Raw genomic sequence first — 23153 nt, 5'->3', positions numbered from 1 at the left:
GGAGGGCCCTCCTGGAGCCTTCAGGCGGCGGTCTTTTCCGCCTCGTCGTCCTTGTAGAGGTCGTCGCGCGAGACCTTCTTCTCGGTCACCTTGGCGAGCTCGAGGATGAAGTCGACGACCTTGTCCTCATAGATCGGTGCACGAAGCTGGGCCAACGCTTGGGCGTTGCTGCGGTAATAGTCCCAGACTTCCTTCTCGCGGCCGGGCATCGAGCGCGCCCGCTCGATCACGGCGCGGCCGACCTCGTCGTCGGTCACGCTGATCTTGTTCTTCTCGCCGATCTCGGAGAGCACGAGGCCGAGCCGCACGCGGCGATCGGCGATCTTGCGGTACTCTTCCTTGGCGGCGTCTTCAGTGGTGTCCTCGTCGGCAAAGGTCTTGCCGGCCGAGTCCATCTCGGCCTTCACCGAGTTCCACATCAGATTGAACTCCTCGTCGACCAGCGAGGGCGGCGCCTCGAAGCGATGCGCCTCGTCGAGGCGGTCGAGCAGCGCGCGCTTGACGCGCTGGCGCGTCGCGGTCGCGAACTCGGCGACCAGCCGCTCGCGCGCCGCTTCCTTCAGCTTGTCCAGCGATTCGAGGCCGAGCGTCTTGGCGAACTCGTCGTCGATCGCGAGATCCTGCGGCGCCTCGATCAGCGTCGCGGTGGTCTCGAACTCGGCCGGCTGGCCGGCGAGCTTGTCGTTCATGTAGTTCTTGGGGAACGCCACCTTCAGCGTGCGGGTCTCGTTGGCGGCGATGCCGGTGAGCTGCTCCTCGAAGCCGGGGATGAAGGTGTTGGAGCCGATCACGACCTGGATGCCCTCGCCGGCGCCGCCCTCGAAGGCTTCGCCGTTGATGGTGCCCTTGAAGGCGATGGTGACGCGATCACCCGATTCAGCCTTGGCGCCCTCGGCCTTCGCGGCATAGCCGCGATTCGAATCGGCGATGCGCTTGATCGCCTCGTCGACGTCGGCGTCGGTGACTTCGGCGACGGGCTTCTCGACCTCGAAGGACTTGAAGTCGGCGAGCGCAATCGACGGCACCACCTCGATCGCAACCGTGTAGGTCAGATCGGTCTTGCCGTTGAGCAGCTCCTCGACCTCGGCCTGCTCGGTCGGCATGGTGATCTTCGGCTCGGTCGCAAGGCGGAAGCCGCGCTCGGAGAACAGCTGCGTGTTGGTGTCGCGGATGGTCTGGTCGATGGTCTCGGCCATCACCGAGCGGCCATAGACCTTCTTGAGGTGCGTGACCGGCACCTTGCCGGGACGGAAGCCATTGATTTTGACCTTGTCCTTGAGGTCGACGAGCTTGGCACCAGCCTTGGCGTCGAGATCAGACGCGGGAACGCTGATCTTGAACTCGTGCTTCAAACCTTCCGAGAGGGTTTCTGTGACCTGCATGGCGTCCAATCTTCTTCTCGTTCGGTCTCGGCGCGCATGCGTCGGGACGCTGTCATTAATCGATCCGGCGCGAGGCAAACGCCTCAACGCCGGTGGTTCATCGGACCGGCTTCAGGCGGACAAACATCCGCGCGGGAGCAGGTCGCGTAATCCGTGCAAACGCTGAAAGCGCTTGGTGCGGGCGGAGGGACTCGAACCCCCACAACTTTCGTCACTGGAACCTAAATCCAGCGCGTCTACCAGTTCCGCCACGCCCGCGTAAATTTGCATCAAGACCGGCCGCGATGCCGCGGGCGGCGGGCTTATAACATGGGCCCGCCTGTTCGCAGCAAAAAAATGGCCGCTTGGCGGCACGCTTTAAGTAGGCACGGCGGCTGGACTTATCCACCGCGGCGTGGTCCGGATCGGCCCATGAAAACGCGGATCTTTGCCCTGACGAGGCGCGAGGTTTTGGCCAGCTTTGGAGCCTCGGCGGCCGGGCTGATGGTGGGCGGCGCAGGCCCACTCGTGACCACCCAGCTCGCCCTTCAGGCAAGGCCGACAACCCTGGCTCTGAGGCCGGGTCAGCCGCCTACACCGATCTGGGAGCTGGCCGCCGTAAGCCACCTCGGGGACGTTCGTCTCAAGCGTGGCGACCGCTGCGAGGTGGTCTTCCGCAACGAGCTGCCTGTGCCGCTTGCACCAGTCTGGTACGGCCTCAATGGCCCGGCCGCGGCCGACCCGCTCCGCGGTCGCGCGCCGACTGCGCCGGACGCGACTGAAACATCAATTATTTCAATACCAAGCGCCGGAACCCTGCTGGCCGACTTCCGTCTCTTCGAAGACGGCCTGAAGCAGCCTGCGCGCCCGCTTCCGATCATCGCCGCCGAGACCAACCCGGTCGCCGTCGATCGTGACGTGGTCCTCTTGATCGAGGAATGGCGGCTGCGGCCGGATGGCACCGCGCTCCCCCCGGGCCGGGACCCCAAGGACACGACCCCGCTCTATACAATCAACGGGCGGACTTCATTCGAACTCTCAGCCGCGGCCAATGAACGGCTGCGGCTGCGCTTTATCAATGGCTCGCAACGTTCTGTTCTGGCGATCAAATTGGAAAGCCACGAGGTCCACGTGATCGCCCTGGACGGACAGCCGGCCGAGCCGTTTTCGGCACGCAGCGGCGCTCTCGTGCTGGCTCCGGGCGCACGCGCCGACGCCTTTGTCGATGCGGCCGCCTCGGCCTCATTCCTGCTGCACGACGGCAAGGAGGCGCGCCAGGTTGGCGGCCTCGTGATCTCGGGCAAGCAGGAGCGGCGCGTGCCACTAGCGCCGCCACAGCCGCTCCCGTCAAATGACCTGCCTGACCGACTCGATCTGAAAGGCGCCCTGCGGTTCGATGTCGCGCTCGGCGCACCCGACGCCGGGTGGATACGGCCTGCTAATTTCTCGACGTCCTCTGCTCCTGCCTTCCGCGCCAAGGCCGGCCGCACCATGGTGCTGGCGCTGAAGAACCCCGGGCCGGTCGCATCCGTGTTCCACCTGCACGGCCACCATTTCCGCCTGCTCGACAAGCTCGACGACGGCTGGAAGCCCTATTGGCTCGACACGCTCGCGATCGAACCCGGCCAGACCCAGCGCATCGCATTCGCTGCGGCCTCCCCCGGGCGATGGCTGATCGAATCCGTCGCAACCGGCTGGGCCGCGCCGCGGCTGGTGCGCTGGTACGCGGTGGAGTGAGAGCTCAGTACTCTATGCCGAGCGCGTTATAGATCCGCCGGTGCACGGCCGGCAGCGTTTCGGTCAGGTCCTCCGCAATCAGCCCCGGCCCGGCCTCGCTCCCGGCCTCGCCATGCATCCACACCGCGATGCTGGCGGCTTCGAATGCCGGCACGCCTTGCGCAAGGAGACCGGCGATGATGCCGGCGAGCACGTCGCCGGCGCCGGCGGTGGCGAGCGAGGGCGGCGCGTTGGCGGCGATAGTGGCGCGGCCGTCGGGCGCGGCGATCGTGGTGTCCGGGCCCTTCAGCAATACGACCGCGCCGGAGCGCTCGGCGGCGGCGCGCACACGCTCGATCTTCGAGCGGCCCGGATATTTGTTGCTGAGGTCGGAGAACAGGCGTGGAAACTCGCCCTCGTGCGGCGTCAGCACCACCGCCTTGTCCTGCGAGGACTTGATCGATTCAAACAGCCGCTCGGGATTCGCGGCAAAGCTGGTCAGCGCATCCGCGTCGAGCACGAGATGCCGCTGTGCGTTAAGCGCCGTGTGGACGAAATCGCAGGTGCGATCGCCGATGCCCGCGCCGGGGCCGATCATGCAGGTGTTGTAACGCTTGTCGCCGAGGAGTTCGCCGAACTCGATCGCGGTGTCGATGGGACGAACCATCACCGCGGTGAGCGCAGCCGCATTGATCGCGAGCGCATCACGCGGCGTGGCCAAGGTCACCAGGCCCGCGCCGGCGCGCAGCGCCCCGCGCGCGGCGAGCCGCGCCGCGCCGGTCGCAGCCATATCGCCGGAGACCGCGAGCACGTGACCACGCGCGTATTTGTGGCCGTCGATGCGCGGCACCGGAAAGGCCGCGCCCCAGAAATCCGGATCGTTCTCGAAGATCTGCGGCGCGATCTCGTCCAGCACCTGCGCGTCGATGCCGATGTCGGCGATGCGCACGTGGCCGCAATGCATCCGCCCCGGCAGCAGCAGATGCGCCGGCTTCTTGCGAAAGAAGGTAACGGTCTCGGTGGCATTCACCGCCACACCCAGCACCGCGGCGCTGGTGCCGTTGATGCCGCTCGGCAAATCGACCGCGAGCACCGGCGCGCCATTGGCGTTGATCGCCTCGATCATCGCGCGTGCCTCGCCGTCGACCGGGCGGCTGAGGCCTGCGCCGAACAGCGCATCGATGATCAACGCGGGCCTGCCGATCGCCTGCGGATTGAACGGGAGCACCGGATGCTTCCAGCCGCGCGCGGCGGAGGCCGCATCGCCCTGAAGCTGGTCGCGCTCGCACATCAGGATCACCGAGACCTCGCGGCCCTGGGCGGCGAGCTCGGCAGCTGCGACAAAACCGTCGCCGCCATTGTTGCCCGGGCCGGCGACGATCAGGATCGGCCCCTCCTCCACCAGCGCATTGGCGGCCTCCGTCACCGCCTGGCCCGCGCTGAGCATCAGCTTGAAACCAGGGGTGCCTGCCGCAATACTGAGCTGATCGGCGCGCTGCATTTCGGCGTTGGTTAGAACTTCCATGCCACTTCCCCGTCCAAACGCCTTTTCAACAGGCACGTTTCGTGCCGGCTCATCCGACGGAACAACGATCTGCACAGATATTGAACCGTTTGCCTATTTCGTAGTCTTCGGTATTTTGTGCCGGTCGGCGCCACCTATCAGGGCTGCACGTTAAAAGGCTGATAACGCTCCAATAATCAGGGCATTTGCAACTTGGCATAGACCCTGCTTTCGCGGAAGCCGCTTCGGTTCGTCGTGCTCACTGGCATTTATCATGCTGTGGCCGGCCGTTGTTGCCGGACTGGTCAGGTTATTCCGGCATAGCGAAGACAAGATCGTGCGTTAAGAAAAGCGCATCCTGACGAAGACGTTGCTATTTGATCGACAGGCCGGGAGGCGCGCAGTGAAGAAAATCGAAGCCATCATCAAGCCATTCAAGCTCGACGAGGTGAAGGAAGCGCTTCAGGAAGTTGGCCTTCAGGGCATCACCGTCACGGAGGCCAAGGGCTTTGGCCGCCAGAAGGGCCACGCCGAGCTTTACCGCGGCGCAGAATATATCGTCGACTTCCTGCCCAAGGTGAAAATCGAGATCGTCATCGGCGACGATCTGGTTGAACGCGCCATTGACGCGATCCGCCGCGCCGCGCAAACCGGGCGCATCGGCGACGGCAAGATCTTCGTCTCCAACATCGAAGAGGCGATCCGCATCCGAACCGGCGAATCCGGGCTGGACGCTATCTGAGCCGGGTGCTATCCCGCATTTTGGCGACACTCTGACAAGAAATAGGCTGCTTCGGCGGCCTCGTTTTGTTTGTGCCTCGCGCGCCTCAAGAAGCGTGAACACGGTCGCTTGAAGTTTGGAAACCGACCCGCAGAGCCAAAAGGGGTATGCATGAAGACCGCCAAAGACGTCCTGAAATCGATCAAGGACAACGACGTCAAATACGTCGACCTGCGCTTCACCGATCCGCGCGGCAAGTGGCAGCACGTCACGTTCGACATCAGCATGATCGATGAAGAAATTTTCGCCGAAGGAACGATGTTCGACGGCTCCTCGATCGCCGGCTGGAAGGCGATCAACGAGTCCGACATGTGCCTGATGCCCGATCCGGTGACCGCGACGATCGATCCGTTCTTCGCCGAGACCACGATGGTCATTACCTGCGACGTGCTCGAGCCGACCACCGGCGAGCCCTACAACCGCGACCCCCGCGGCATCGCCAAGAAGGCGGAAGCCATGGTGAAGTCGATGGGCGTGGGCGACACCGTGTTCGTCGGGCCTGAAGCCGAGTTCTTCGTGTTCGACGACGTGCGCTTCTCCGCCAACCCCTACAACACCGGCTTCCGTCTCGACTCCTCGGAACTGCCGACCAATTCCGACACTGAATATGAAGGCGGCAATCTCGGCCACCGCGTCCGCACCAAGGGCGGCTACTTCCCGGTGCCGCCGCAGGATTCCGTGCAGGACATGCGCTCGGAGATGCTGGGCGCCATGGCCAAGATGGGCGTGAAGGTCGAAAAGCATCACCACGAGGTCGCTTCCGCCCAGCACGAGCTCGGCATGAAGTTCGACACGCTGACGCTGATGGCCGACCACATGCAGATCTACAAATACTGCATCCACCAGGTCGCGCACATCTACGGCAAGACCGCCACCTTCATGCCGAAGCCGGTCTTCGGCGACAACGGCTCGGGCATGCACGTGCACCAGTCGATCTGGAAGGACGGCAAGCCGGTGTTCGCCGGCAACAAATACGCCGACCTGTCGGAGACCTGCCTCCACTACATCGGCGGCATCATCAAGCATGCCAAGGCGATCAACGCCTTCACCAACCCGTCGACCAACTCCTACAAGCGTCTGGTCCCGGGCTATGAGGCCCCCGTGCTGCTCGCCTATTCCGCGCGCAACCGCTCGGCCTCCTGCCGCATCCCCTACACGGCGAACCCGAAGGCCAAGCGCGTCGAGGTGCGTTTCCCCGATCCGCTCGCCAATCCCTATCTCGGCTTCGCCGCGATGCTGATGGCCGGCCTCGACGGCATCAAGAACAAGATCGATCCGGGTCCGGCGATGGACAAGGACCTCTACGATCTGCCCAAGGAAGAGCTCAAGCAGATCCCGACGGTGTGCGGCAGCTTGCGCGAGGCGCTCGAAAACCTCGACAAGGACCGCGCGTTCCTCAAGGCCGGCGGCGTGTTCGACGACGACTTCATCGACGCCTATATCGAGCTGAAGATGACCGAGGTCGTCCGCTTCGAAATGACCCCGCATCCGGTCGAGTTCGAGATGTACTATTCGGGCTAACGGGCTCGAACCCTATGCGACTAGCAAAAGGCGCCCCGCGAGGGCGCCTTTTCGTTTGAGAGCGTAGGACCTTCCAGCTACGGGTTCTCGCGCCGCGGCATCAAATGATCGAGCAGGCCGATTGGCAGTGGAAACACGACGGTCGACGACCGCTCGCCCGCGATGTCGTGCAGAGCCGCGAAGTAACGCAGCTGCATCGCCTGCGGCTCCTGCGCGAGAATCCGGCCGGCCTCGACCAGCTTTTCGGCGGCCTGCTGCTCGCCCATCGCATTGATCACCTTGGCGCGCCGCAACCGTTCCGCCTCTGCCTGCTTGGCGATCGCGCGCACCATGGTTTCGTTGAGATCGACGTCCTTGATCTCGATTCCGGTAACCTTGATGCCCCAAACGTCGGTCTGCTTGTCGAGGATCTCCTGGATGTCGGCGTTCAACCTGTCGCGTTCGGCCAGCATCTCGTCGAGCTCGTGCTTGCCCAGCACCGAACGCAACGTGGTCTGAGCGAGCTGACTGGTCGCGGCCATGTAATCGCCGACCTTGATGATGGCGCGCTCGGGGTCGACGATGCGGAAATAGAGAACGGCATTGACCTTGACCGAGACGTTGTCGCGCGAAATCACATCTTGGGGCGGCACGACCTGCACCATCACCCTGAGGTCGACCTTGACCAGCTGCTGCACGATCGGAATGAGGATGATGAGGCCCGGCCCCTTCACCCCGGTGAAGCGGCCAAGCGTGAAGATAACGCCGCGTTCGTATTCCCTGAGGATGCGAACGGCCTGGGTGAGAAACATGATGACGATCAGCGCAAGCACTGCGTAAATCGAATATTCAAACATCAGAGTTGACCTCCCTCGCTCACAGCGCCCGGACGCCGGACCACCAGCGTCAGGTCGACGATATTGGCGACCTCGACCCTCTCGCCAGGCTTGAAGATGTCGGCGCCGCGCGCTTGCCAGCGTTCGCCATGCGTAAAGACGTGCCCCTCGTTCTCGGTCCAGTCGAGGACCTCGGCAGTCAGGCCTCGCATGGCTTGCGCGCCGACCCGCGGCGGACCGCGGCGGGCGCGCCGAAGCGCGCCGAGCACGGTCAGAACGAAACCTGTGAACGCCGCCGCGACGATGGCGATGACCGACCACGACAGCCGGTAGCCCGGCGCTTCGACCCTGACCAGCATGATGGCACCCAGCACGAAGGCGACGACGCCTCCAAGGCCGATCACGACGGTCGGATTGAACGCCTCGATGGCAAGGAGCGCGATCCCGACCAGCATCAAGCCGAGGCCGGCATAATTGATCGGCAGCAAATTGAGAGCGTAGAGACCGAGCAGCAGGCAGATCGACCCGACCACTCCCGGAGCGACTGCACCGGGGGACATGAACTCGAAGATCAGGCCGTAGATGCCGACCATCAGGAGAATGAACGAGACGTTGGGATCGGTGATGACCGCCAGGAATCGGGAGATCCACCCGGGATCGACGGCTTCGATGACGGCGTTCTGCGTTGCCAGGCGTTGCGTCTTGCCGCCCGCAACCTCGACGTCGCGACCATCGATTTGCCTGAGCAGGTCGGCCGGATCGCGCGCGACAAGGTCGATGGCGTGCGCCTGCAACGCGCCGTTGGCGGACAGGGTGGCGGCCTCACGGACCGCCTTCTCGGCCCAATCGGCATTACGGCCGCGCAGTTCGGCGAGGCTGCGGATAAAGGCGACGGCATCGTTCGTCACCTTCGCCGTCATCGCGTCTTTCGGTTCGTCCTTCTTGTCCTTGCCGTCCTTCTCGGGCGTGCCACTCGGCAGGCCTGGAAGCGGTCCGCCAATCTGCACCGGCGTCGCGGCACCGATATTGGTGCCTGGCGCCATCGCTGCGATATGGGTCGCATACAGGATATATGTCCCGGCGCTCGCCGCATGGGCGCCTGCCGGCGCGACGTAGCCGATCACAGGAACGGACGAGGCGAGCACATCCGCGATGATCTCGCGCATGCTGGAGTTGAGACCGCCGGGGGTGTTCATTCGAAGAATCACGATCTCGGCGCGTCGTTCGCCTGCCTTGGTCAACGCCTCTTTCAGATAGCTTGCCGATGCTGGGCCAATGGCTCCCCCGATCGTGACAGTGATTGCAAGAGGACGATTCTCCTCCGCTGAGCCGGGAAGGAGATAAAAAAGACAAGCGACGATGCCGATTGTCGCAACGAGGGCCGCCTTCATGGTCTGCACGGCAAGGGCTCCCTTGCCAAAGATATGGTGTTCCTCTCCCAAACCTCAATGTGGTGGCTTGTCGTCCGCGGTTGCGATTGTGCGATGCAATGGACGGGATCGAACTGCGGCAATCCTTGGCAGGCATGTGGAGCTCAGCGACGCGCTTCGACTTGAGATGCAAATTGTCAGGATTTGCGTCGCTGCGCTCGCAACGATGGGGCGGAATGCGCTCGCGTTAGAGCTTCCGACACCGCGTTCAACTACGCCGCCGCGCGCTGGCGTTCGACCATGGCTTCGCCAAACGCCTCGAACAGTTTTCGGTTGATCGGATTGCACTGCGGGTCGTATTCGGCGTGCCATTGCACCCCGAGCGCAAAGGTCGGGGCTTCCGCGATGCGAATGGCCTCGATGGTGCCGTCCTCGGCGATACCCTCGATCAGCACGCGTTTGCCGGGATCGAGGATGCCCTGGCCGTGCAGCGAATTGACCCTGATCTTCTCGCAGCCGAGCAGCGTTGCGAACGCGCCTCCGGGCGTCAGATCGACGTCGTGACGGTCGGCGAACACGACGGTCGGATCGGGATGGATCTCGCCGTTTTCGAGCCTCGGCATGCGGTGGTTCATGCGGCCCGGGATTTCGCGGATCTCGGGGTGCAGCGAGCCGCCGAAGGCGACGTTCATCTCCTGCAGGCCCCGGCAAATGCCGAACAGCGGGATGCCGCGGGACACACAGGCGATGGACAGCGCCAGCGCCACCTCATCACGGTGAATGTCGTAGGGCTCGTGCCGTTCACACGGATCGACATTGAAGCGGGTCGGATGGACGTTAGCCCGGGCGCCGGTGAGCACGATCCCGTCGACCACATCGAGCAGTGCGCCGAGATCGGTGATGTCGGGTGCTCCCGCAAACATCACCGGCAAGCCGCCGGAAACCTCGGCCACCGCACGCAAATTGCGTTCGCCGACCATCTGGACCTGAAATCGATTTTCGACGCGATGGGCGTTCCCGATCACGCCGACGACCGGCTTTCTCATCTCCCGTTCCGACCTCTCCAGTAAGAAGATTCTCCAAACATGCCCTTGGGGTGGAACAAATTCAACAGAAGGCTTCGCGGGACGGCAATGCTATTTCCGCGCAAATGCCTCCCGGGCCTCAATCTCGCCGCCGACGGGCAGGCCGGCGGCCTTCCCTGCGGTGGCCGCCGCCTCGCCCTGTGCAGCCAGCCAGGGCAGTTTTGCCTCGATTCCGCGCGTCACGGGCTCCCCGAGCACGCCCCCGAAATCCATCGGCCAGAATCCGTTGGGCACCACCTCGGCGGTGAGGCCGCGGATCGAGTAGCCGTCGCCCAGCACCGCCTCCGCATGGTCGGCGGCGACAAAGCGCGCGGAATCTGGCTCCATGGGATCGCCAAAGCTCACGAGCACGGGAATGAGGTCGCCCTGCACCGGAACGGTGCCGGTCTGCCGGTTGATATCGCTAAACGAGACGCGGTTGCCGCGCGCGGCGCCATAGGCGCGGAGCGCGACGTAGTTGATGTCATCGAGGTCGAGCTTGCCGCCCTGCCGATGCGCCAGCAATGCCACCAGGTTCTTGCCCCGACCGAGGTCGACGAAGACCGCCTCCCCGCGCATCGTAGTGTGGCCGCCGCGGTTATAATTGCGGTCGGGCACGACGGCCAGAATGCCGGATGCGGTCTTGATCCCGTCAGGCGTCATCACCTCGACCGTGAGGCGAAATTTGTGGCCGGGCCGGTTGATCCGGATCTGATCGCCGACCACGAGCACGGCCAAAAGCCCAAGCAGACCGGCCCATTTGCTGATGAAACTCAAGCGTCCCCCCACCTGTTCATTCCTCATCGCTCTGCGCCGTTCGCGCGGCAGCGTCAAACCAGCGCGTTGCCCGGTCTTGATCGGAAGCGCGTTTGCCGAAAGAGTGCCCCGCCCGCCGCTCTCGAAAAGGACCCGATGTGACCATTCCCAGAGATGAACGGCCCCGGACCCGCAACGATCTGGCCTGGTCGATCTCGGTCGGGGGCATCGGCATCGTGCTGTTCGCGGCAATGCTGGTGTTCAGCTGGTATTTTGCCACCACCCTGCTCCTGATCTTCACCGGCATGCTGCTCGGCGTTGGCCTCAACGCGCTGACCAACGCGCTTGGGCGGCGCGTTCACCTGCCCCATGCGGTCCGGCTCGCGATCGTCTGCACCGCGCTGGCCGTAATGCTCGCGGGTGTCGGCTATCTCGGCGGCGCTACCATCGCCGATCAGGCTTCGGTGCTGAGCAAGACCATCAAGTCGCAGATCACGAACGTAAAGTCCTTCCTCGACAACCACGGCATCGACACCAGCGTGTTCGATCTCGGCAATGCCGGACCCGCCGCCCCCACCGACGCCGGCTCGACGCCCGCCCCCAGTTCCGCCCCGCATGGATTGCCGAGCGGTGCCGGCGCGCTCGCCTCGAGCGGCGGGGCGATCGTCAGCCAGACCTTCAAGCTGCTGCTCGGCACGATCAGTGCCGTCGGCAACATCTTCATCGTGCTGTTTCTTGGGCTCGCCTTCGCCGCCCAGCCCAGCGTCTATCACGACGGCTTGTTATTTCTTGCACCGGCGAAGCATCGCACTCGCGTGGCATTGATCATCGACCGCATCGGCGAGACGCTGGAGCGCTGGCTGATCGCGCAGATCGTCGTGATGCTTGCGGTCGGGGTCGTGACCTGGATCGGGCTTGCCGTCATCGGCATTCCCGGCTCGTTCATCCTGGGAATCCAGGCGGGCCTGCTCGCCTTCATCCCGACCGTCGGCGCCATCATTGCCGGCGTCGTCGTGGTGCTGGCGAGCCTCGCCTCGGGCTGGATCCCGGCGCTGTCGGCCTTCATCCTCTTCCTGGGCGTGCACGCCATGGAGAGCTATTTCCTGACGCCGATCCTTCAGCGCCAGGCACTGGACATCCCGCCGGCCACGCTATTCGCGTTCCAGATCCTGCTCGGCGTCGTGTTCGGAATCTGGGGCCTGGCGCTGGCGTTGCCACTGGTCGCCATCGCCAAGGTCATGATCGACCATTTCAAAGCGTATGAGGCGCCGCCTTTGGCGGAGGCGGCCTGACCGGCATCAGGTTGTGAGCACGGTCGCGGTGTGCTCGACCTCCGGGGGCGACGCAAAATACTGGCCGACGAGGCCGCGCCATTCGGTGAAATTCTCCGAGCCGCGGAAGTCGACGGTGTGGCTTTCCAGCGTCTCCCATTTCACCATCAGCCGGTAACGCTGCGGCTTCTCGATAGACTTGTGCAGCTCGAAACCATAAAAACCCTTGGAGCGGCCGAAAGCGGCCTTGGCCTTGGCGACGGCGGCCTCAAAGTCCTTCTCGCTGCCCGGCTTGACGTCGATTTGCGCGATCTCGGTGATCATCTGTTTCCACCCATTTTTGTTCGATGGCCGTGTCTAGCGCAGCCGGCGACAAAGAAAAAGGCGTCGAAACGGCGCCCTGCCCGGTCCAAAAATGCAGATCACTCAGGCGAGCAGCAGAACAGTGCCCGCCACCATGAGCGCACAACCGACGAACAGCGCGAGCGGCCAGTAGTTGCGGCCTTGCGCATAGCGCCCCTGGGCGCGGCGCTCGCTGATCAGCGCGCTCTCGTATTCATCCGCGGTAGAGAACAGGCAAGCGAAACCGCCGCGTGCCGAGGCCGCGGCGGCTTCCAGCGACATCAGGGCAGTCTGCGGGTTCTGTCGACGGATCGATTCCATGACCGCAATGTTAGGGATCGAATGGTAAACAGGAGCTTACCACAAGGCCTCCCTTGCCTAGGCTGTCGCCGGCTGCGCCTTAGACTGTGTCTTGGGTACGCCGATCCGCGCGGCGCTCTGGCGGCGCCAGTTCTCCAGCGACAGTGGCAGCTCCTCCGCCGCCTCGACGCGGTTACGGCCGCCGCGCTTGGCCTGGTAGAGCGCAGTGTCGGCCGAGGCCAGCAGGACCTCGAGCTCGGTGCCGGCCGGACCGCCGGCGACGCCGATGCTGACTGTGGTGTCGACCGGGCCTTCATCGACCATGACGCCGGAGGTTTCGAACGCCTCGCGCACGCGCTCGGCGACCAGCACGCCCTCCTCCAGCGAACAGGGCAAGAGGGCAGCGAACTCCTCGCCGCCGATCCGGCCCGACATGTCGGTGATGCGCAGATTGCTGACGACGACGGTCGAGAACAGTTTCAGCATCTCGTCGCCGGCGGGATGGCCGAAGCGGTCGTTGATCGACTTGAAATGATCGATGTCGAAGATCATCACCGTCACCGGGCGGCCAGCCTTGGCCTCGCGCTCGATCACGCGGCCGCAGGCTTCCGAGAAGCCGCGGCGGTTGAGCATGCCGGTCAGTGGGTCCGTGGACGCGGCAGTCCGGTGCGCGGTGACCGTGCGCTCGGACACCAGCATGAAGATCACGAATACGGTGCCGACGGCATAAAGCACGAGCTCGACCGCGAACACGGTGACCCAGATGCTGCCGGAGAAGCCGGCATCGTTCGGTCGCAGGAAACTGCCGAGCAGGATCGGCAGCATCAAGGCGCAGCCGTGCATCACCGGGACCACGAACGCCGGCCAGCGCCGTTGCAGGCTCTTGCGCCGCTCGACCCAGAGCTCGCTCGCGGTCAGCGCCGCATAGACCGAGACGATGCCGGCGCCCGCGATCATGCGCAGCATGGACGCCGTGGGATCGAGCAGCGTAGCGGCAGCGGCCCAGGCGAGCGCGCCGACCAGGAGACCCGGCCAGTTCGGCTTGCGGCCGTGGAAGACGCGCGCCGCATTCCAGACCATGCCGCAGGCGACGAAGCCGACCGCGTTCAGCGCGAGGTAAAGATGCGGGCCGAGCTTTTCGCCGGCCGCAGTCCACAGCGCGACCGATGCGGCGCCGAGGAGATACGCCGTGCCCCACCATTTCAACGCAGGGCTGTTCTCCTGCCTGCCGAAAAACACCATCATGGCGCCGAGCAGTGCGGCAATCATGGTGGCGACCAAATAGAGCGTGATGCTATCGAGCGACGTCATGTCGGCCCCCTTCTAGACATAGCAGTTACGCGATCGGCTCAGCCGATTTGCGCGCCCTTCCAGATGCGACGCTATGTCTCGCGCCTTCCATTCAGGTTTTTATCCAGACCCAACTTTTCAGGAAACACGCCATCAATTTGCATACAAACGAACAGCAAAAAGGGCGCTGAAATCAGCGCCCTTTTGCATCTCATTGAAGCCGCTTTCGCGGCGAATGTGACCGAAGCGATTAACGCTTCGAGAACTGGAAGGACCGGCGGGCCTTGGCCTTGCCGTACTTCTTGCGCTCGACCACGCGGGAGTCGCGGGTGAGGAAGCCGCCCTTCTTGAGCACGGTGCGCAGCTCCGGCTCGAAATAGGTCAGCGCCTTGGAGATACCATGACGCACCGCACCGGCCTGGCCGGACAGACCGCCGCCGGCGACCGTGCAGATCACGTCGTACTGGCCGGAACGCGCGGCCACGGAGAAGGGCTGCTCGATCATCATGCGCAGCACGGGACGGGCGAAATAGACCTCGACCTCGCGCGCGTTGACCGTGACCTTGCCGGCGCCCGGCTTGATCCAGACGCGGGCGACCGCGTCCTTGCGCTTGCCGGTGGCATAGGCGCGGTTGAACTTGTCGACCTTCTTCTCGTGCTTGGGCGCGTCGGGCGAGGCCGCCGTCTTGAGCTGCGAGAGCTGGTCGAGCGACTGGATGGATTCGGCCATGTTATGCGGCCCTCGTGTTCTTGCGGTTCAACTTGGCGATGTCGATCTTCTCGGGCGTCTGCGCCTCGTGCGGATGATCGGCGCCGCCATAGACGCGGAGGTTGCCCATCTGGACGCGACCGAGCGGACCACGGGGGATCATGCGCTCGACGGCCTTCTCGAGCACGCGCTCGGGATGCTTGCCCTCGAGGATCTGGCGCGCGGTGCGCTCCTTGATGTGGCCGACATAGCCGGTGTGCTTGTAGTAGGTCTTCTGCTCGCGCTTGCGACCGGTGAGGACCGCATGCTGCGCGTTGATGATGATGATGTTATCGCCGCAATCAACGTGCGGGGTGTAGGTCGGAAGGTGCTTGCCGCGCAGGCGCATGGCGACGATGGTGGCGAGACGGCCGACGACCAGACCCTTGGCGTCGATCAATACCCACTTCTTCGTCACCTCAGCCGGCTTTGCCGAAAAGGTTTTCATGTCAAAGTTTCCGTGAACGGGGAGCATCGGCGCGAACACCGCACCGGACTGAGCGGTTTTCTAGAGAACAGAGGCGCCATGGTCAATGCCCAAAGGCGCAATTTAAATGTTCAATATCAATGGGTTAAAAATATGGTATCGAGATACCCGCGAAAAGCTCAAGCATTTGGAATGGAATAGGTCGAGGTGACATGGGCAATCGGATCGGGCGAAGTGCCGGACAACAGGTTCACCTCGCCGACCGCCAGCCGCTTGCCGAGCTTGAGGAGCCGCGCCTCCGCCAGCACGTCCTGCCCGGGCTGGCCCTTGCGCAGGAAGTTGATGTTGAGATTGGTGGTCACGGCGAGCCCGATCGGCCCGATCGCCGACAGCAGCACCACGTACATCGCGAAATCGGCGAGTGCCATCAGCGTCGGGCCGGACACGGTTCCACCCGGCCGCAGCATCCTTTCGCTGTAGCGCTGACGCAAAAGGCAGGCCTGGCCGTCGGCGCTCTCGATCGTGATGTCGTCGCCGCTGAAGGCCTGGGGAAACTCGTTGCGGAGAAACTGCTCGAGCTCCGCCACGCTCATTTTCGCTAACGCCATGCTACCCCTCACCCTCGCTTCACGTCCCCTGTTACATTAAGTTATCTGCGTCATCCAATCGCAATAATCCAACCGGAAACGCTTCGATGTCCGTCCAGGCCGCCCGCGCCCCCTCCCCGCAACCGCCGATCCTGCTGCGCGAGACCATAGGTCCCATCGCGGTCCTGACCCTCAACCGCCCGGCCGCCCGCAACAGCCTCTCGGAGGCGATGATCGCAAGCCTGCATGCCGAGCTCAATGAGATCCGCGACGACAAGGCTGTCCGCGGCGTTGTGATCGCGGCCAATGGTCCCGCCTTCTCCGCCGGCCACGATATGAAAGAGCTGACCGCGCGCCGCGACGACCCCGATCGCGGCCGTGCCTTCTTCGCCGAGATGATGACCGCCTGTAGCGCGATGATGCAGGCGATCGCACACCTGCCCAAGCCCGTGGTCGCATCCGTCCAGGGCATCGCGACCGCCGCCGGCTGCCAGCTCGTGGCGAGTTGCGATCTCGCGATCGCCTCGGAAGCTGCGAGCTTCGCCACGCCCGGCGTCGACATCGGCCTGTTCTGCTCGACGCCGATGGTGGCGCTGTCGCGCAACGTGCCGCGCAAGCAGGCGATGGAGATGCTGCTGACGGGCGAGCCGATCCCGGCTGCACGCGCCCGCGAGATCGGGCTCGTCAATCGTGTCGTCGTCGTTGGCACCGAGCGCGAGGCCGCGATCGCGCTGGCCGAACAGGTCGCGCTGAAATCCGCCTACACCGTCAAGCTCGGCAAGGAGGCGTTCTACCGCCAGGCCGAGATGAGCCTTGCGGACGCCTATCGTTATGCGGCAGAGGTGATGACCGAGAACATGATGGCGCGCGACGCCGAGGAAGGCATTGGCGCTTTCATCGAGAAGCGCACGCCGACATGGCGGGACGAGTGAAATTCGTCGTTGCGAGCGAAGCGAAGCAATCCAGGATATCTCCGCGGTGACAGTCTGGATTGCTTCGCTTCGCTCCTCGCAATGACAGCAAGAAGAAGAGCCAATGAACCACGACAGCTATCCCGACAATTACATCCGGGGCATCCTCAACGGCGTGAAGTCGATCGCGATGGTCGGCGCCTCGCCGGTCAACGTGCGACCGAGCTATTTCGCGTTCAAATATCTGGCCCAGCGCGGCTACGACATGATTCCGGTCAATCCCGGCCATGTCGGCAAGGAGCTGCTCGGAAAGCCCTTCGTCGCCTCGCTGTCCGACATCGGGCGTCCCATCGACATGATCGACATTTTCCGCAACTCCAGCCACATCATGCCGGTGGTCGAGGAAGCTCTCACACTCGATCCGCTGCCGACGGTGATCTGGATGCAGCTTGGCGCTCGCGACGATGCGGCGGCGCTGAAGGCGGAATCGGTCGGTATCAAGGTGGTGATGAACCGCTGCCCCAAGATCGAATATGGCCGTCTGTCCTCGGAGATCTCCTGGATGGGCGTCAATTCGCGCACGCTGAGTTCCAAGCGCCCCCCGGCGCCGACGCAGGGGATGCGCTTATCGCTCAATCGGATGAGTGTCGGCGGTGGCGAGACCGCGGCATCGGATCGCGCCGCCAAAAACAAGACCGAGCAAAGCTGACGCAATTGCGACGGGTTCATTTCGCGAACGCGACAATGCGTAGCACGATCATTCTGATGTGAAGCGCCGCCTTGACGGCAGCCGCGGCGCCAATCAGCATGCCGCGCGATTTCAGACCACCAGAACAGGACGCCTCAATGAGCGATCGCCTTCCGGGATTTTCGACCCTCGCCGTGCATGCCGGTGCACAGCCCGATCCCACCACCGGTGCGCGCGCGACTCCGATTTATCAAACCACATCCTTTGTCTTCAACGACGCCGACCACGCCGCCTCGCTGTTCGGCCTGCAGGCGTTCGGCAACATCTATACCCGTATCGGCAATCCCACCAATGCGGTGCTGGAAGAACGCGTCGCGGCGCTCGAAGGCGGCACGGCCGCGCTTGCCGTGGCCTCGGGCCATGCCGCGCAGGTCGTGGTGCTGCAGCAATTGCTCCAGCCCGGCGACGAGTTCATCGCCGCGCGAAAGCTCTATGGCGGCTCGATCAACCAGTTCACGCATGCGTTCAAGAGCTTTGGCTGGAACGTGGTGTGGGCTGATCCCGACGACATCGCGAGCTTCGAGCGCGCGGTCACGCCGCGCACGAAAGCGATCTTCATCGAGTCCATCGCCAATCCCGCCGGCAGCATCACCGACATCGAGGCGGTTTCGACGGTGGCGCGCAAGGCGGCCGTACCGCTGATCGTCGACAACACGCTGGCCTCGCCCTATCTGATCCGGCCGATCGATCACGGTGCCGACATCGTCGTGCACTCGCTGACGAAGTTTCTGGGCGGCCACGGCAATTCGATCGGTGGCATCATCGTCGATGCCGGCACCTTCGACTGGTCGACCGGCGGCAAATATCCGATGCTGTCCGAGCCGCGGCCCGAATATCACGGCATCCGGCTCCAGGAGACGTTCGGCAATTTCGCCTTCGCGATCGCCTGCCGCGTGCTCGGCCTGCGCGACCTCGGCCCCGCGCTGTCGCCGTTCAATGCCTTCATGATCCTCACCGGCATCGAGACGCTGCCGCTGCGCATGCAGAAGCACTGCGACAATGCGAAGGCGGTCGCCGAATTCCTCGCCGGCCATCCGGCGGTGGCCTCGGTGAACTATGCGGGCCTTGCAAGCGACAAGTACTACCAGCTTGCGCGCAAATACGCGCCGAAGGGCGCCGGCGCCGTGTTCACCTTCGGCCTGAAGGGCGGCTACGACGCAGGCGTCAGCCTGGTGTCGAAGTTGCAGCTGTTCTCGCATCTGGCCAATGTCGGCGACACCCGCTCGCTCGTCATCCATCCGGCCTCGACCACGCACAGCCAGCTCGACGACGCCGCCAAGGTCAAGTCCGGCGCCGGCCCCGACGTGGTGCGGCTCTCGATCGGGATCGAGGACAAGGAAGATCTGATCGCCGATCTGGAACAGGCGCTGGGCGCGTAGCCTTCTCGGTCATTCCGGGGCGCTTGGGTGCGTCCCGGAAGACGGCCCCCGTTAACAGTCATTAACCATATCTGCCGCATACATCGTCACTGGATCGCCCCTTTGATTCGGAGCCGACGATGCTGCGCTGGATGGTGCCTGCTCTTGCGGCGATGCTGACGGTCTCAGCTGCGATTGCCGCCGATTTGCCGGCCACGCCGAAACGGCGGCCCGCCGCTCCGCCGCAGGAGCCGCCGCAGGTCTATGTCGAGACGGATCCGGATGCGCTGATCTCGCCGGCCTATGGCATCGGCAGCTACATCCGCAACCTGCCGGGTACGCCACTGCTGCCGGGTTCCAACACGCTGCCGGGCTATTACGGCCGCCCGTGGGATTACGATTATCAGGGCCCGTATTACGGCGGGAAGCAGGTCGATTATTTCTGGCGCCTGCCCTACTCGTGCGGCATCTACGGCTATTGCTGATCAGCCGGGCTGGTAGTGATCAGCCGGGCTGACTGACAGGAATCGCCCGCGGCTGCGCTTCGGTTGAGCCACGCGCAGCGAGCCGCTCTGTCTGCATCACCGCAAGCGTCAGCACCACGAGCGCAACCGCCTGATGCGCCAGCGCGAGATCAATCGGCACCTGGTTGAGCAGCGTGAGAATGCCGAGCACTGCCTGCAGGCTTACCGCGCCCAACAGCAAAAGCGCGCCGCTTGCCGCAGAACCTGCGCGTGAACGCACCGCATCGAACGCGTGCAACGCCGCCAGCGCGAACAGCGCATAGGCCGTCATGCGATGCTCGAACTGCACCGTCAGCACATTGTCGAACATGTTGCGCCACCACGGCGTCTCGAACCACAGCCGCTCAGCCGAGGGAATGAATGCGCCGTCGATCTTCGGCCAGGTGTTGTAGGCGCGCCCGGCGCGCAGGCCGGCAACCAGCGCGCCGAAATAGATCTGGATAAAGGTCACGACGAGGAGCAAGGCGCTCGTGAAGCGCAGCCGCGATGGTGCTGCGATCTGCGGCCGCTCGGCGAGCCGCCGCACCGTCCAGACGATGCCGGCGAAGATCAGCAGCGCGAGCACCAGATGCGTCGCCAGCCGATATTGCGAAACTTCGACCCGTTCGGACAGTCCCGAGGCCACCATCCACCAGCCAACCGCGCCCTGGAGCCCGCCAAGCCCAAACAGCAGCCACAGCCGCCGCTTCAACTCACCCGACAGGCCGCCGCGCCACAGGAAGAACAGGAACGGCAGCAGATAGGCGACACCGATGAAACGGCCGAGCAGCCGGTGGCTCCATTCCCACCAGAAGATCTCCTTGAACTCGGACAGGCTCATGCCCGCGTTGAGCTCGCGATATTGCGGGATCTTCTGGTAGGCCTCGAAGGCCGCCGTCCACTGCCCTTCCGAGAGCGGCGGCACGCTGCCCGTGACCGGCTTCCATTCGACGATCGAGAGGCCGGATTCCGTCAGCCGGGTCGCGCCGCCGACCAGCACCATCAGCGCGATCAGCGCCGCCACGAAGATCAGCCACCAGCGCACGGCGCGATGCGGCTCGGACGGGGCGGAAATCGTCGTCATTCGAGGCAAAAACCAGAGCTTGAACCGGACTGCGTGCCCCTTATAGTCCCCCGCTCCCGCAGCGCAAGTTAAGCGAAAGCCGCAATATTCCGTCATGACGATCCGCACCCGCAAGTTCCTCGGCACCATCCTCCTCCTGATGCTCGCCACCGTCTGGGCCTTGCTCGGCATGGCGCTGGCGCAGATGCCATGGATCGCCGAGTCCGGCTGGCGGCAGGCAATCTACTACGTGGTGGTCGGCATGGGCTGGGTGCTGCCGGCGATGCCGATCGTGAGCTGGATGCAGCGACCCGACCGGGCCAAATCTAGTTCGTAGCGCTGCCAGGTCGTAGCGCCTCTAGTTCGTAGCGGTGCCGGTCGGCTTCACCGGCGCAAAGGCCGTGCCCGACACCAGCACGCGTAGCATGCGCAGCGAGCGCACCCGGCCATCCCAGGAAATGCGCGGCAGCGCGCGCAGATTGGTGCGTCCCTCCGCATCCACGATGCCCGGGATCGTCGACACCGCGCTGGCGAAGCCCGCCTCCTCCACCATGACGACATGGCCACGCCGGAACGAGGCGCGATCGCCGAACGGAAAGGCGAGATGCCTGATGTCGCGCTGGAAGGCCGCTTCCGCCACCGCCTTGCCCATCGCCATCTCGCGCAGCGCGGCTGCATCCTTCATGTTGGCGAGCACGGGATAGTTCACGGTCGCGCTGCCGATCGTCACCAGCGGATCGGCCGCAAGCTTCGCCAGATCCTCCCAATTCATCGACGCATCGCGTGAGAGCGCGGCGAGGTCGACCCGGTAGCGCGTGCAGAGATCGGCGATCGCAGCCGACACATCCGCCGACGGCAGCGAGCGCAGCCAACACTCGACGAACGAAAACAGCGCCTGCTTCTCGGCTTTGCCTGTGACGGTGAAGCGCTGCTCCTTTTCGCCCATCAACAGGCTGACACGGCTCTCGCGCGCGATCACCTGCTCGAGTCCGAGCCACCAGGCTTCTCCGACGCCGTCGGGAAACGCCGTGGGCACATAAATCGTGAAGGGCACGCCGTGGCGCGCCAGCACCGGATAGGCAAAGTCGATCAGATCCTTGCCGGCGCCGTCGAAGGTGAGCGCCACGAAGCGCCGCTTTTCCGGCAGCGTCACCGCGCGCCGGCAGACCTCGTCCATGCCGAGAAAATCATAATTCCACCGCTTCAGCGCGCGAATGGCGCGATCGAGAAAGTGCGGCGTGATCTCGTTCTCGCGCAGCGGCTGAAACCCGCCGCGCCGCCGCGGCCGCACATGCGCAAGGCGCAGGATGGCGCCGGCACCACGACTACGCAGCGCCGCCTGGCCGGTGAACCAGGTCAGCTCGAGGCGCAGCCGTTCCAGCCATCTGTCGTCGGATGCCATATCCCACCTTCACGCCCGTCGGCGCCCGTTCCCCCTCCCTATAGTCATTACCCTTTGTTGACATTTCTTTGCAAAGGTCGGCCACAGGCCGAATTACGCACATTTTTGATTTCTCGACAGGTTTCGCGAATGACCATGGCTGCGGCGATGCAAAGCCGGACGGCAGAATCGCCAGCGCGGTCGAAAGCGAGCCGCATCGCGCATGTCGATATCGTCACCGATCTCGGCACGGCCGAGGCGGTCTGGCGCGCCTTCGAGGAGCCCGGTCACCTCTTCACGCCCTATCAGCGATTTGACCTACTGAGTCCCTGGCAGGGCCTGGTCGGCGAACACGAACGCGCCCGCCCCTTCATCGTCATTGCCCGCGACGCCGAGCATCGGCCGCTCCTGCTGCTGCCGCTCTCGCTGCGCCAAAACCACGGCGTGCGCACGGCCTGCTTCATGGGCGGCAAGCATACCTCCTTCAACATGGGCTTGTGGAACGCCGAGTTTGCAGCGCAGGTCGCCATCGCCGATCTCGACGCGCTGCTTGCGTCCTTGCACGAGCATGTCGACGTGCTCGCACTGACGCAGCAGCCGCTGCACTGGCACGACCAGCAGAATCCGTTTGTGCTCCTGCCGCGCCAGAGCGCGATCAACGGTTGCCCGCTGCTCACGATGGAGCCGGGCGGTCCGCCGGCGTCGCGGATCAGCAATTCCTTCCGTCGTCGTCTCAAGAGCAAGGAGAAGAAGCTCCAGGCTCTCGCCGGCTATCGCTATCACCTGGCGACCACGGACACGGACGTCACCCGCCTGCTCGACTGGTTCTTCCGCGTCAAGCCGGCGCGGATGGCCGAACAGAAGCTTCCCAACGTCTTCGCCGAGCCCGGCGTCGAGCAATTCGTCCGCAGCGCCTGCCTTGCGCTGCGCGGTGAAGGCCACGTCATCGACATCCACGCGCTCGAATGCGACGACGAGGTGATCGCGATCTTCGCCGGCGTCGCCGATGGCCAGCGCTACTCGATGATGTTCAACACCTACACGATGTCCGAGCACGCCCGTTACAGCCCCGGGCTGATCCTGATGCGCTACATCATCGACCGCTACGCCGAGCGCGGCTACCGTTCGCTCGACCTTGGCATCGGCTCGGACGAGTACAAGCGGATGTTCTGCAAGGACGACCAGAACATCTTCGACAGTTTTGTTCCGCTGACGTCACGCGGAAAACTCGCGGCGATGGCGATGTCCTCGCTGAGCCACGGCAAGCGGCTGGTGAAACAAAACCAGATGCTGTTCGACCTCGCGCAGCGGCTGCGACGCGCGTTCGGGTAATCTG

At 64.2% G+C, this 23153-nt stretch carries 24 protein-coding genes and 1 tRNA gene; 10 read left to right on the top strand and 15 right to left on the bottom strand.

Going from position 1 to position 23153, the window contains the following annotated elements; genetic code table 11:
• Positions 1 to 20: 20 nt before the first annotated feature.
• The gene (gene tig / locus ABIB06_RS18525) at positions 21 to 1382 is read right to left on the bottom strand and encodes a trigger factor (protein ID WP_354049625.1); all 1362 of its coding nucleotides are present in this window, start codon (positions 1380 to 1382) and stop codon (positions 21 to 23) included.
• 173 nt (positions 1383 to 1555) lie between these two features.
• Positions 1556 to 1640, bottom strand: a tRNA-Leu gene (locus ABIB06_RS18520).
• A 153-nt stretch (positions 1641 to 1793) separates the two neighbouring features.
• On the opposite strand from ABIB06_RS18520, the gene ABIB06_RS18515 reads away from it, so the two are divergent.
• The gene (locus ABIB06_RS18515) at positions 1794 to 3098 is read left to right on the top strand and encodes a multicopper oxidase family protein (RefSeq protein WP_354049626.1); all 1305 of its coding nucleotides are present in this window, start codon (positions 1794 to 1796) and stop codon (positions 3096 to 3098) included.
• A gap of 4 nt (positions 3099 to 3102) precedes the next feature.
• On the opposite strand, the gene ABIB06_RS18510 is transcribed toward ABIB06_RS18515, so the two are convergent.
• Positions 3103 to 4602, bottom strand: coding sequence for an NAD(P)H-hydrate dehydratase (locus tag ABIB06_RS18510; RefSeq protein ID WP_354049627.1), 1500 nt, complete (start codon positions 4600 to 4602; stop codon positions 3103 to 3105).
• 382 nt (positions 4603 to 4984) lie between these two features.
• Here ABIB06_RS18510 and ABIB06_RS18505 point away from each other — a divergent pair, with 382 nt between their 5' ends.
• Positions 4985 to 5323 (top strand): P-II family nitrogen regulator, encoded by a 339-nt coding sequence (locus ABIB06_RS18505; RefSeq protein ID WP_007603495.1) that lies wholly within the window; start codon positions 4985 to 4987, stop codon positions 5321 to 5323.
• Positions 5324 to 5473: 150 nt separating this feature from the next.
• A complete protein-coding gene (gene glnA, locus ABIB06_RS18500; protein WP_247349362.1) occupies positions 5474 to 6883 on the top strand; it encodes a type I glutamate--ammonia ligase in 1410 nt (469 codons plus the stop codon).
• Positions 6884 to 6960: 77 nt separating this feature from the next.
• On the opposite strand, the gene ABIB06_RS18495 is transcribed toward glnA, so the two are convergent.
• The 4 genes from ABIB06_RS18495 to ABIB06_RS18480 form a co-directional block, all read right to left on the bottom strand.
• The gene (locus tag ABIB06_RS18495) at positions 6961 to 7719 is read right to left on the bottom strand and encodes a slipin family protein (RefSeq protein ID WP_456649665.1); all 759 of its coding nucleotides are present in this window, start codon (positions 7717 to 7719) and stop codon (positions 6961 to 6963) included.
• A complete protein-coding gene (locus ABIB06_RS18490; protein WP_354049628.1) occupies positions 7719 to 9098 on the bottom strand; it encodes an NfeD family protein in 1380 nt (459 codons plus the stop codon). Before ABIB06_RS18490 ends, ABIB06_RS18495 begins: the two co-directional genes overlap by 1 nt.
• Positions 9099 to 9340: 242 nt before the next feature.
• Positions 9341 to 10114: a gamma-glutamyl-gamma-aminobutyrate hydrolase family protein gene (locus ABIB06_RS18485; RefSeq protein WP_354049629.1), complete on the bottom strand. Its 774-nt coding sequence runs from the start codon at positions 10112 to 10114 to the stop codon at positions 9341 to 9343.
• 90 nt (positions 10115 to 10204) lie between these two features.
• Positions 10205 to 10909, bottom strand: coding sequence for a hypothetical protein (locus ABIB06_RS18480; protein WP_354049630.1), 705 nt, complete (start codon positions 10907 to 10909; stop codon positions 10205 to 10207).
• A 137-nt stretch (positions 10910 to 11046) separates the two neighbouring features.
• Here ABIB06_RS18480 and ABIB06_RS18475 point away from each other — a divergent pair, with 137 nt between their 5' ends.
• On the top strand, positions 11047 to 12180 hold the full coding sequence (locus tag ABIB06_RS18475) for an AI-2E family transporter (RefSeq protein ID WP_354049631.1): 1134 nt from the start codon (positions 11047 to 11049) through the stop codon (positions 12178 to 12180).
• Positions 12181 to 12186: 6 nt separating this feature from the next.
• Here ABIB06_RS18475 and ABIB06_RS18470 read toward each other — a convergent pair whose 3' ends face one another.
• The 6 genes from ABIB06_RS18470 to ABIB06_RS18445 form a co-directional block, all read right to left on the bottom strand.
• Positions 12187 to 12483, bottom strand: coding sequence for an antibiotic biosynthesis monooxygenase family protein (locus ABIB06_RS18470; protein ID WP_354049632.1), 297 nt, complete (start codon positions 12481 to 12483; stop codon positions 12187 to 12189).
• A gap of 102 nt (positions 12484 to 12585) precedes the next feature.
• A complete protein-coding gene (locus ABIB06_RS18465; protein ID WP_354049633.1) occupies positions 12586 to 12822 on the bottom strand; it encodes a hypothetical protein in 237 nt (78 codons plus the stop codon).
• Between the two features lie 57 nt (positions 12823 to 12879).
• Positions 12880 to 14112 (bottom strand): GGDEF domain-containing protein, encoded by a 1233-nt coding sequence (locus ABIB06_RS18460; protein WP_354049634.1) that lies wholly within the window; start codon positions 14110 to 14112, stop codon positions 12880 to 12882.
• 229 nt (positions 14113 to 14341) lie between these two features.
• Complete coding sequence (gene rpsI / locus ABIB06_RS18455) at positions 14342 to 14821, bottom strand: 30S ribosomal protein S9 (protein WP_247443245.1); 480 nt, start codon at positions 14819 to 14821, stop codon at positions 14342 to 14344.
• A gap of 1 nt (position 14822) precedes the next feature.
• Positions 14823 to 15287, bottom strand: coding sequence for a 50S ribosomal protein L13 (gene rplM / locus ABIB06_RS18450; RefSeq protein ID WP_092028874.1), 465 nt, complete (start codon positions 15285 to 15287; stop codon positions 14823 to 14825).
• Between the two features lie 158 nt (positions 15288 to 15445).
• Positions 15446 to 15874 (bottom strand): PaaI family thioesterase, encoded by a 429-nt coding sequence (locus tag ABIB06_RS18445; protein ID WP_247349374.1) that lies wholly within the window; start codon positions 15872 to 15874, stop codon positions 15446 to 15448.
• A gap of 86 nt (positions 15875 to 15960) precedes the next feature.
• Here ABIB06_RS18445 and ABIB06_RS18440 point away from each other — a divergent pair, with 86 nt between their 5' ends.
• The 4 genes from ABIB06_RS18440 to ABIB06_RS18425 all read left to right on the top strand — a co-directional run bounded on the left by ABIB06_RS18440 (position 15961) and on the right by ABIB06_RS18425 (position 19355).
• On the top strand, positions 15961 to 16785 hold the full coding sequence (locus ABIB06_RS18440) for an enoyl-CoA hydratase (RefSeq protein WP_354049635.1): 825 nt from the start codon (positions 15961 to 15963) through the stop codon (positions 16783 to 16785).
• A gap of 103 nt (positions 16786 to 16888) precedes the next feature.
• Positions 16889 to 17473, top strand: coding sequence for a CoA-binding protein (locus ABIB06_RS18435; protein WP_247349378.1), 585 nt, complete (start codon positions 16889 to 16891; stop codon positions 17471 to 17473).
• A 137-nt stretch (positions 17474 to 17610) separates the two neighbouring features.
• Entirely contained in the window at positions 17611 to 18891 is a 1281-nt protein-coding gene (locus ABIB06_RS18430; protein ID WP_354049636.1) for an O-acetylhomoserine aminocarboxypropyltransferase, read from the top strand.
• 119 nt (positions 18892 to 19010) lie between these two features.
• Entirely contained in the window at positions 19011 to 19355 is a 345-nt protein-coding gene (locus ABIB06_RS18425; RefSeq protein ID WP_354049637.1) for a hypothetical protein, read from the top strand.
• A 19-nt stretch (positions 19356 to 19374) separates the two neighbouring features.
• Here the strand turns inward: ABIB06_RS18425 and ABIB06_RS18420 are convergent, their stop codons facing one another.
• Positions 19375 to 20457, bottom strand: coding sequence for a COX15/CtaA family protein (locus ABIB06_RS18420; protein WP_354049638.1), 1083 nt, complete (start codon positions 20455 to 20457; stop codon positions 19375 to 19377).
• Positions 20458 to 20551: 94 nt separating this feature from the next.
• On the opposite strand from ABIB06_RS18420, the gene ABIB06_RS18415 reads away from it, so the two are divergent.
• The gene (locus ABIB06_RS18415; protein ID WP_247349382.1) at positions 20552 to 20773 is read left to right on the top strand and encodes a DUF2842 domain-containing protein; all 222 of its coding nucleotides are present in this window, start codon (positions 20552 to 20554) and stop codon (positions 20771 to 20773) included.
• 21 nt (positions 20774 to 20794) lie between these two features.
• Here ABIB06_RS18415 and ABIB06_RS18410 read toward each other — a convergent pair whose 3' ends face one another.
• Positions 20795 to 21838: a polysaccharide deacetylase family protein gene (locus ABIB06_RS18410; RefSeq protein WP_354049639.1), complete on the bottom strand. Its 1044-nt coding sequence runs from the start codon at positions 21836 to 21838 to the stop codon at positions 20795 to 20797.
• Positions 21839 to 21967: 129 nt separating this feature from the next.
• Between ABIB06_RS18410 and ABIB06_RS18405 the strand changes: the two genes are divergently transcribed.
• Positions 21968 to 23149: a GNAT family N-acetyltransferase gene (locus tag ABIB06_RS18405; RefSeq protein WP_354069204.1), complete on the top strand. Its 1182-nt coding sequence runs from the start codon at positions 21968 to 21970 to the stop codon at positions 23147 to 23149.
• Positions 23150 to 23153: the final 4 nt, after the last annotated feature.

Source organism: Bradyrhizobium sp. LB8.2 (assembly GCF_040548035.1).
Lineage (GTDB): Bacteria > Pseudomonadota > Alphaproteobacteria > Rhizobiales > Xanthobacteraceae > Bradyrhizobium.
This window is presented reverse-complemented; position numbering and strand designations above follow the sequence as displayed.

Excerpts from the sequence above, each read along its gene's own strand:
- ABIB06_RS18405 (WP_354069204.1), top strand. The coding sequence starts at position 21,968 with ATGACCATGGCTGCGGCGATGCAAAGCCGGACGGCAGAATCGCCAGCG.
- ABIB06_RS18485 (WP_354049629.1), bottom strand. The coding sequence starts at position 10,114 with ATGAGAAAGCCGGTCGTCGGCGTGATCGGGAACGCCCATCGCGTCGAA.
- ABIB06_RS18510 (WP_354049627.1), bottom strand. The coding sequence starts at position 4,602 with ATGGAAGTTCTAACCAACGCCGAAATGCAGCGCGCCGATCAGCTCAGT.
- ABIB06_RS18430 (WP_354049636.1), top strand. The coding sequence starts at position 17,611 with ATGAGCGATCGCCTTCCGGGATTTTCGACCCTCGCCGTGCATGCCGGT.
- ABIB06_RS18415 (WP_247349382.1), top strand. The coding sequence starts at position 20,552 with ATGACGATCCGCACCCGCAAGTTCCTCGGCACCATCCTCCTCCTGATG.
- tig (WP_354049625.1), bottom strand. The coding sequence starts at position 1,382 with ATGCAGGTCACAGAAACCCTCTCGGAAGGTTTGAAGCACGAGTTCAAG.
- ABIB06_RS18445 (WP_247349374.1), bottom strand. The coding sequence starts at position 15,874 with ATGGCGTTAGCGAAAATGAGCGTGGCGGAGCTCGAGCAGTTTCTCCGC.
- ABIB06_RS18410 (WP_354049639.1), bottom strand. The coding sequence starts at position 21,838 with ATGGCATCCGACGACAGATGGCTGGAACGGCTGCGCCTCGAGCTGACC.
- ABIB06_RS18515 (WP_354049626.1), top strand. The coding sequence starts at position 1,794 with ATGAAAACGCGGATCTTTGCCCTGACGAGGCGCGAGGTTTTGGCCAGC.
- ABIB06_RS18470 (WP_354049632.1), bottom strand. The coding sequence starts at position 12,483 with ATGATCACCGAGATCGCGCAAATCGACGTCAAGCCGGGCAGCGAGAAG.
- ABIB06_RS18495 (WP_456649665.1), bottom strand. The coding sequence starts at position 7,719 with ATGTTTGAATATTCGATTTACGCAGTGCTTGCGCTGATCGTCATCATG.
- rplM (WP_092028874.1), bottom strand. The coding sequence starts at position 15,287 with ATGAAAACCTTTTCGGCAAAGCCGGCTGAGGTGACGAAGAAGTGGGTA.
- glnA (WP_247349362.1), top strand. The coding sequence starts at position 5,474 with ATGAAGACCGCCAAAGACGTCCTGAAATCGATCAAGGACAACGACGTC.
- ABIB06_RS18425 (WP_354049637.1), top strand. The coding sequence starts at position 19,011 with ATGCTGCGCTGGATGGTGCCTGCTCTTGCGGCGATGCTGACGGTCTCA.
- ABIB06_RS18460 (WP_354049634.1), bottom strand. The coding sequence starts at position 14,112 with ATGACGTCGCTCGATAGCATCACGCTCTATTTGGTCGCCACCATGATT.
- ABIB06_RS18420 (WP_354049638.1), bottom strand. The coding sequence starts at position 20,457 with ATGACGACGATTTCCGCCCCGTCCGAGCCGCATCGCGCCGTGCGCTGG.
- rpsI (WP_247443245.1), bottom strand. The coding sequence starts at position 14,821 with ATGGCCGAATCCATCCAGTCGCTCGACCAGCTCTCGCAGCTCAAGACG.
- ABIB06_RS18465 (WP_354049633.1), bottom strand. The coding sequence starts at position 12,822 with ATGGAATCGATCCGTCGACAGAACCCGCAGACTGCCCTGATGTCGCTG.
- ABIB06_RS18435 (WP_247349378.1), top strand. The coding sequence starts at position 16,889 with ATGAACCACGACAGCTATCCCGACAATTACATCCGGGGCATCCTCAAC.
- ABIB06_RS18440 (WP_354049635.1), top strand. The coding sequence starts at position 15,961 with ATGTCCGTCCAGGCCGCCCGCGCCCCCTCCCCGCAACCGCCGATCCTG.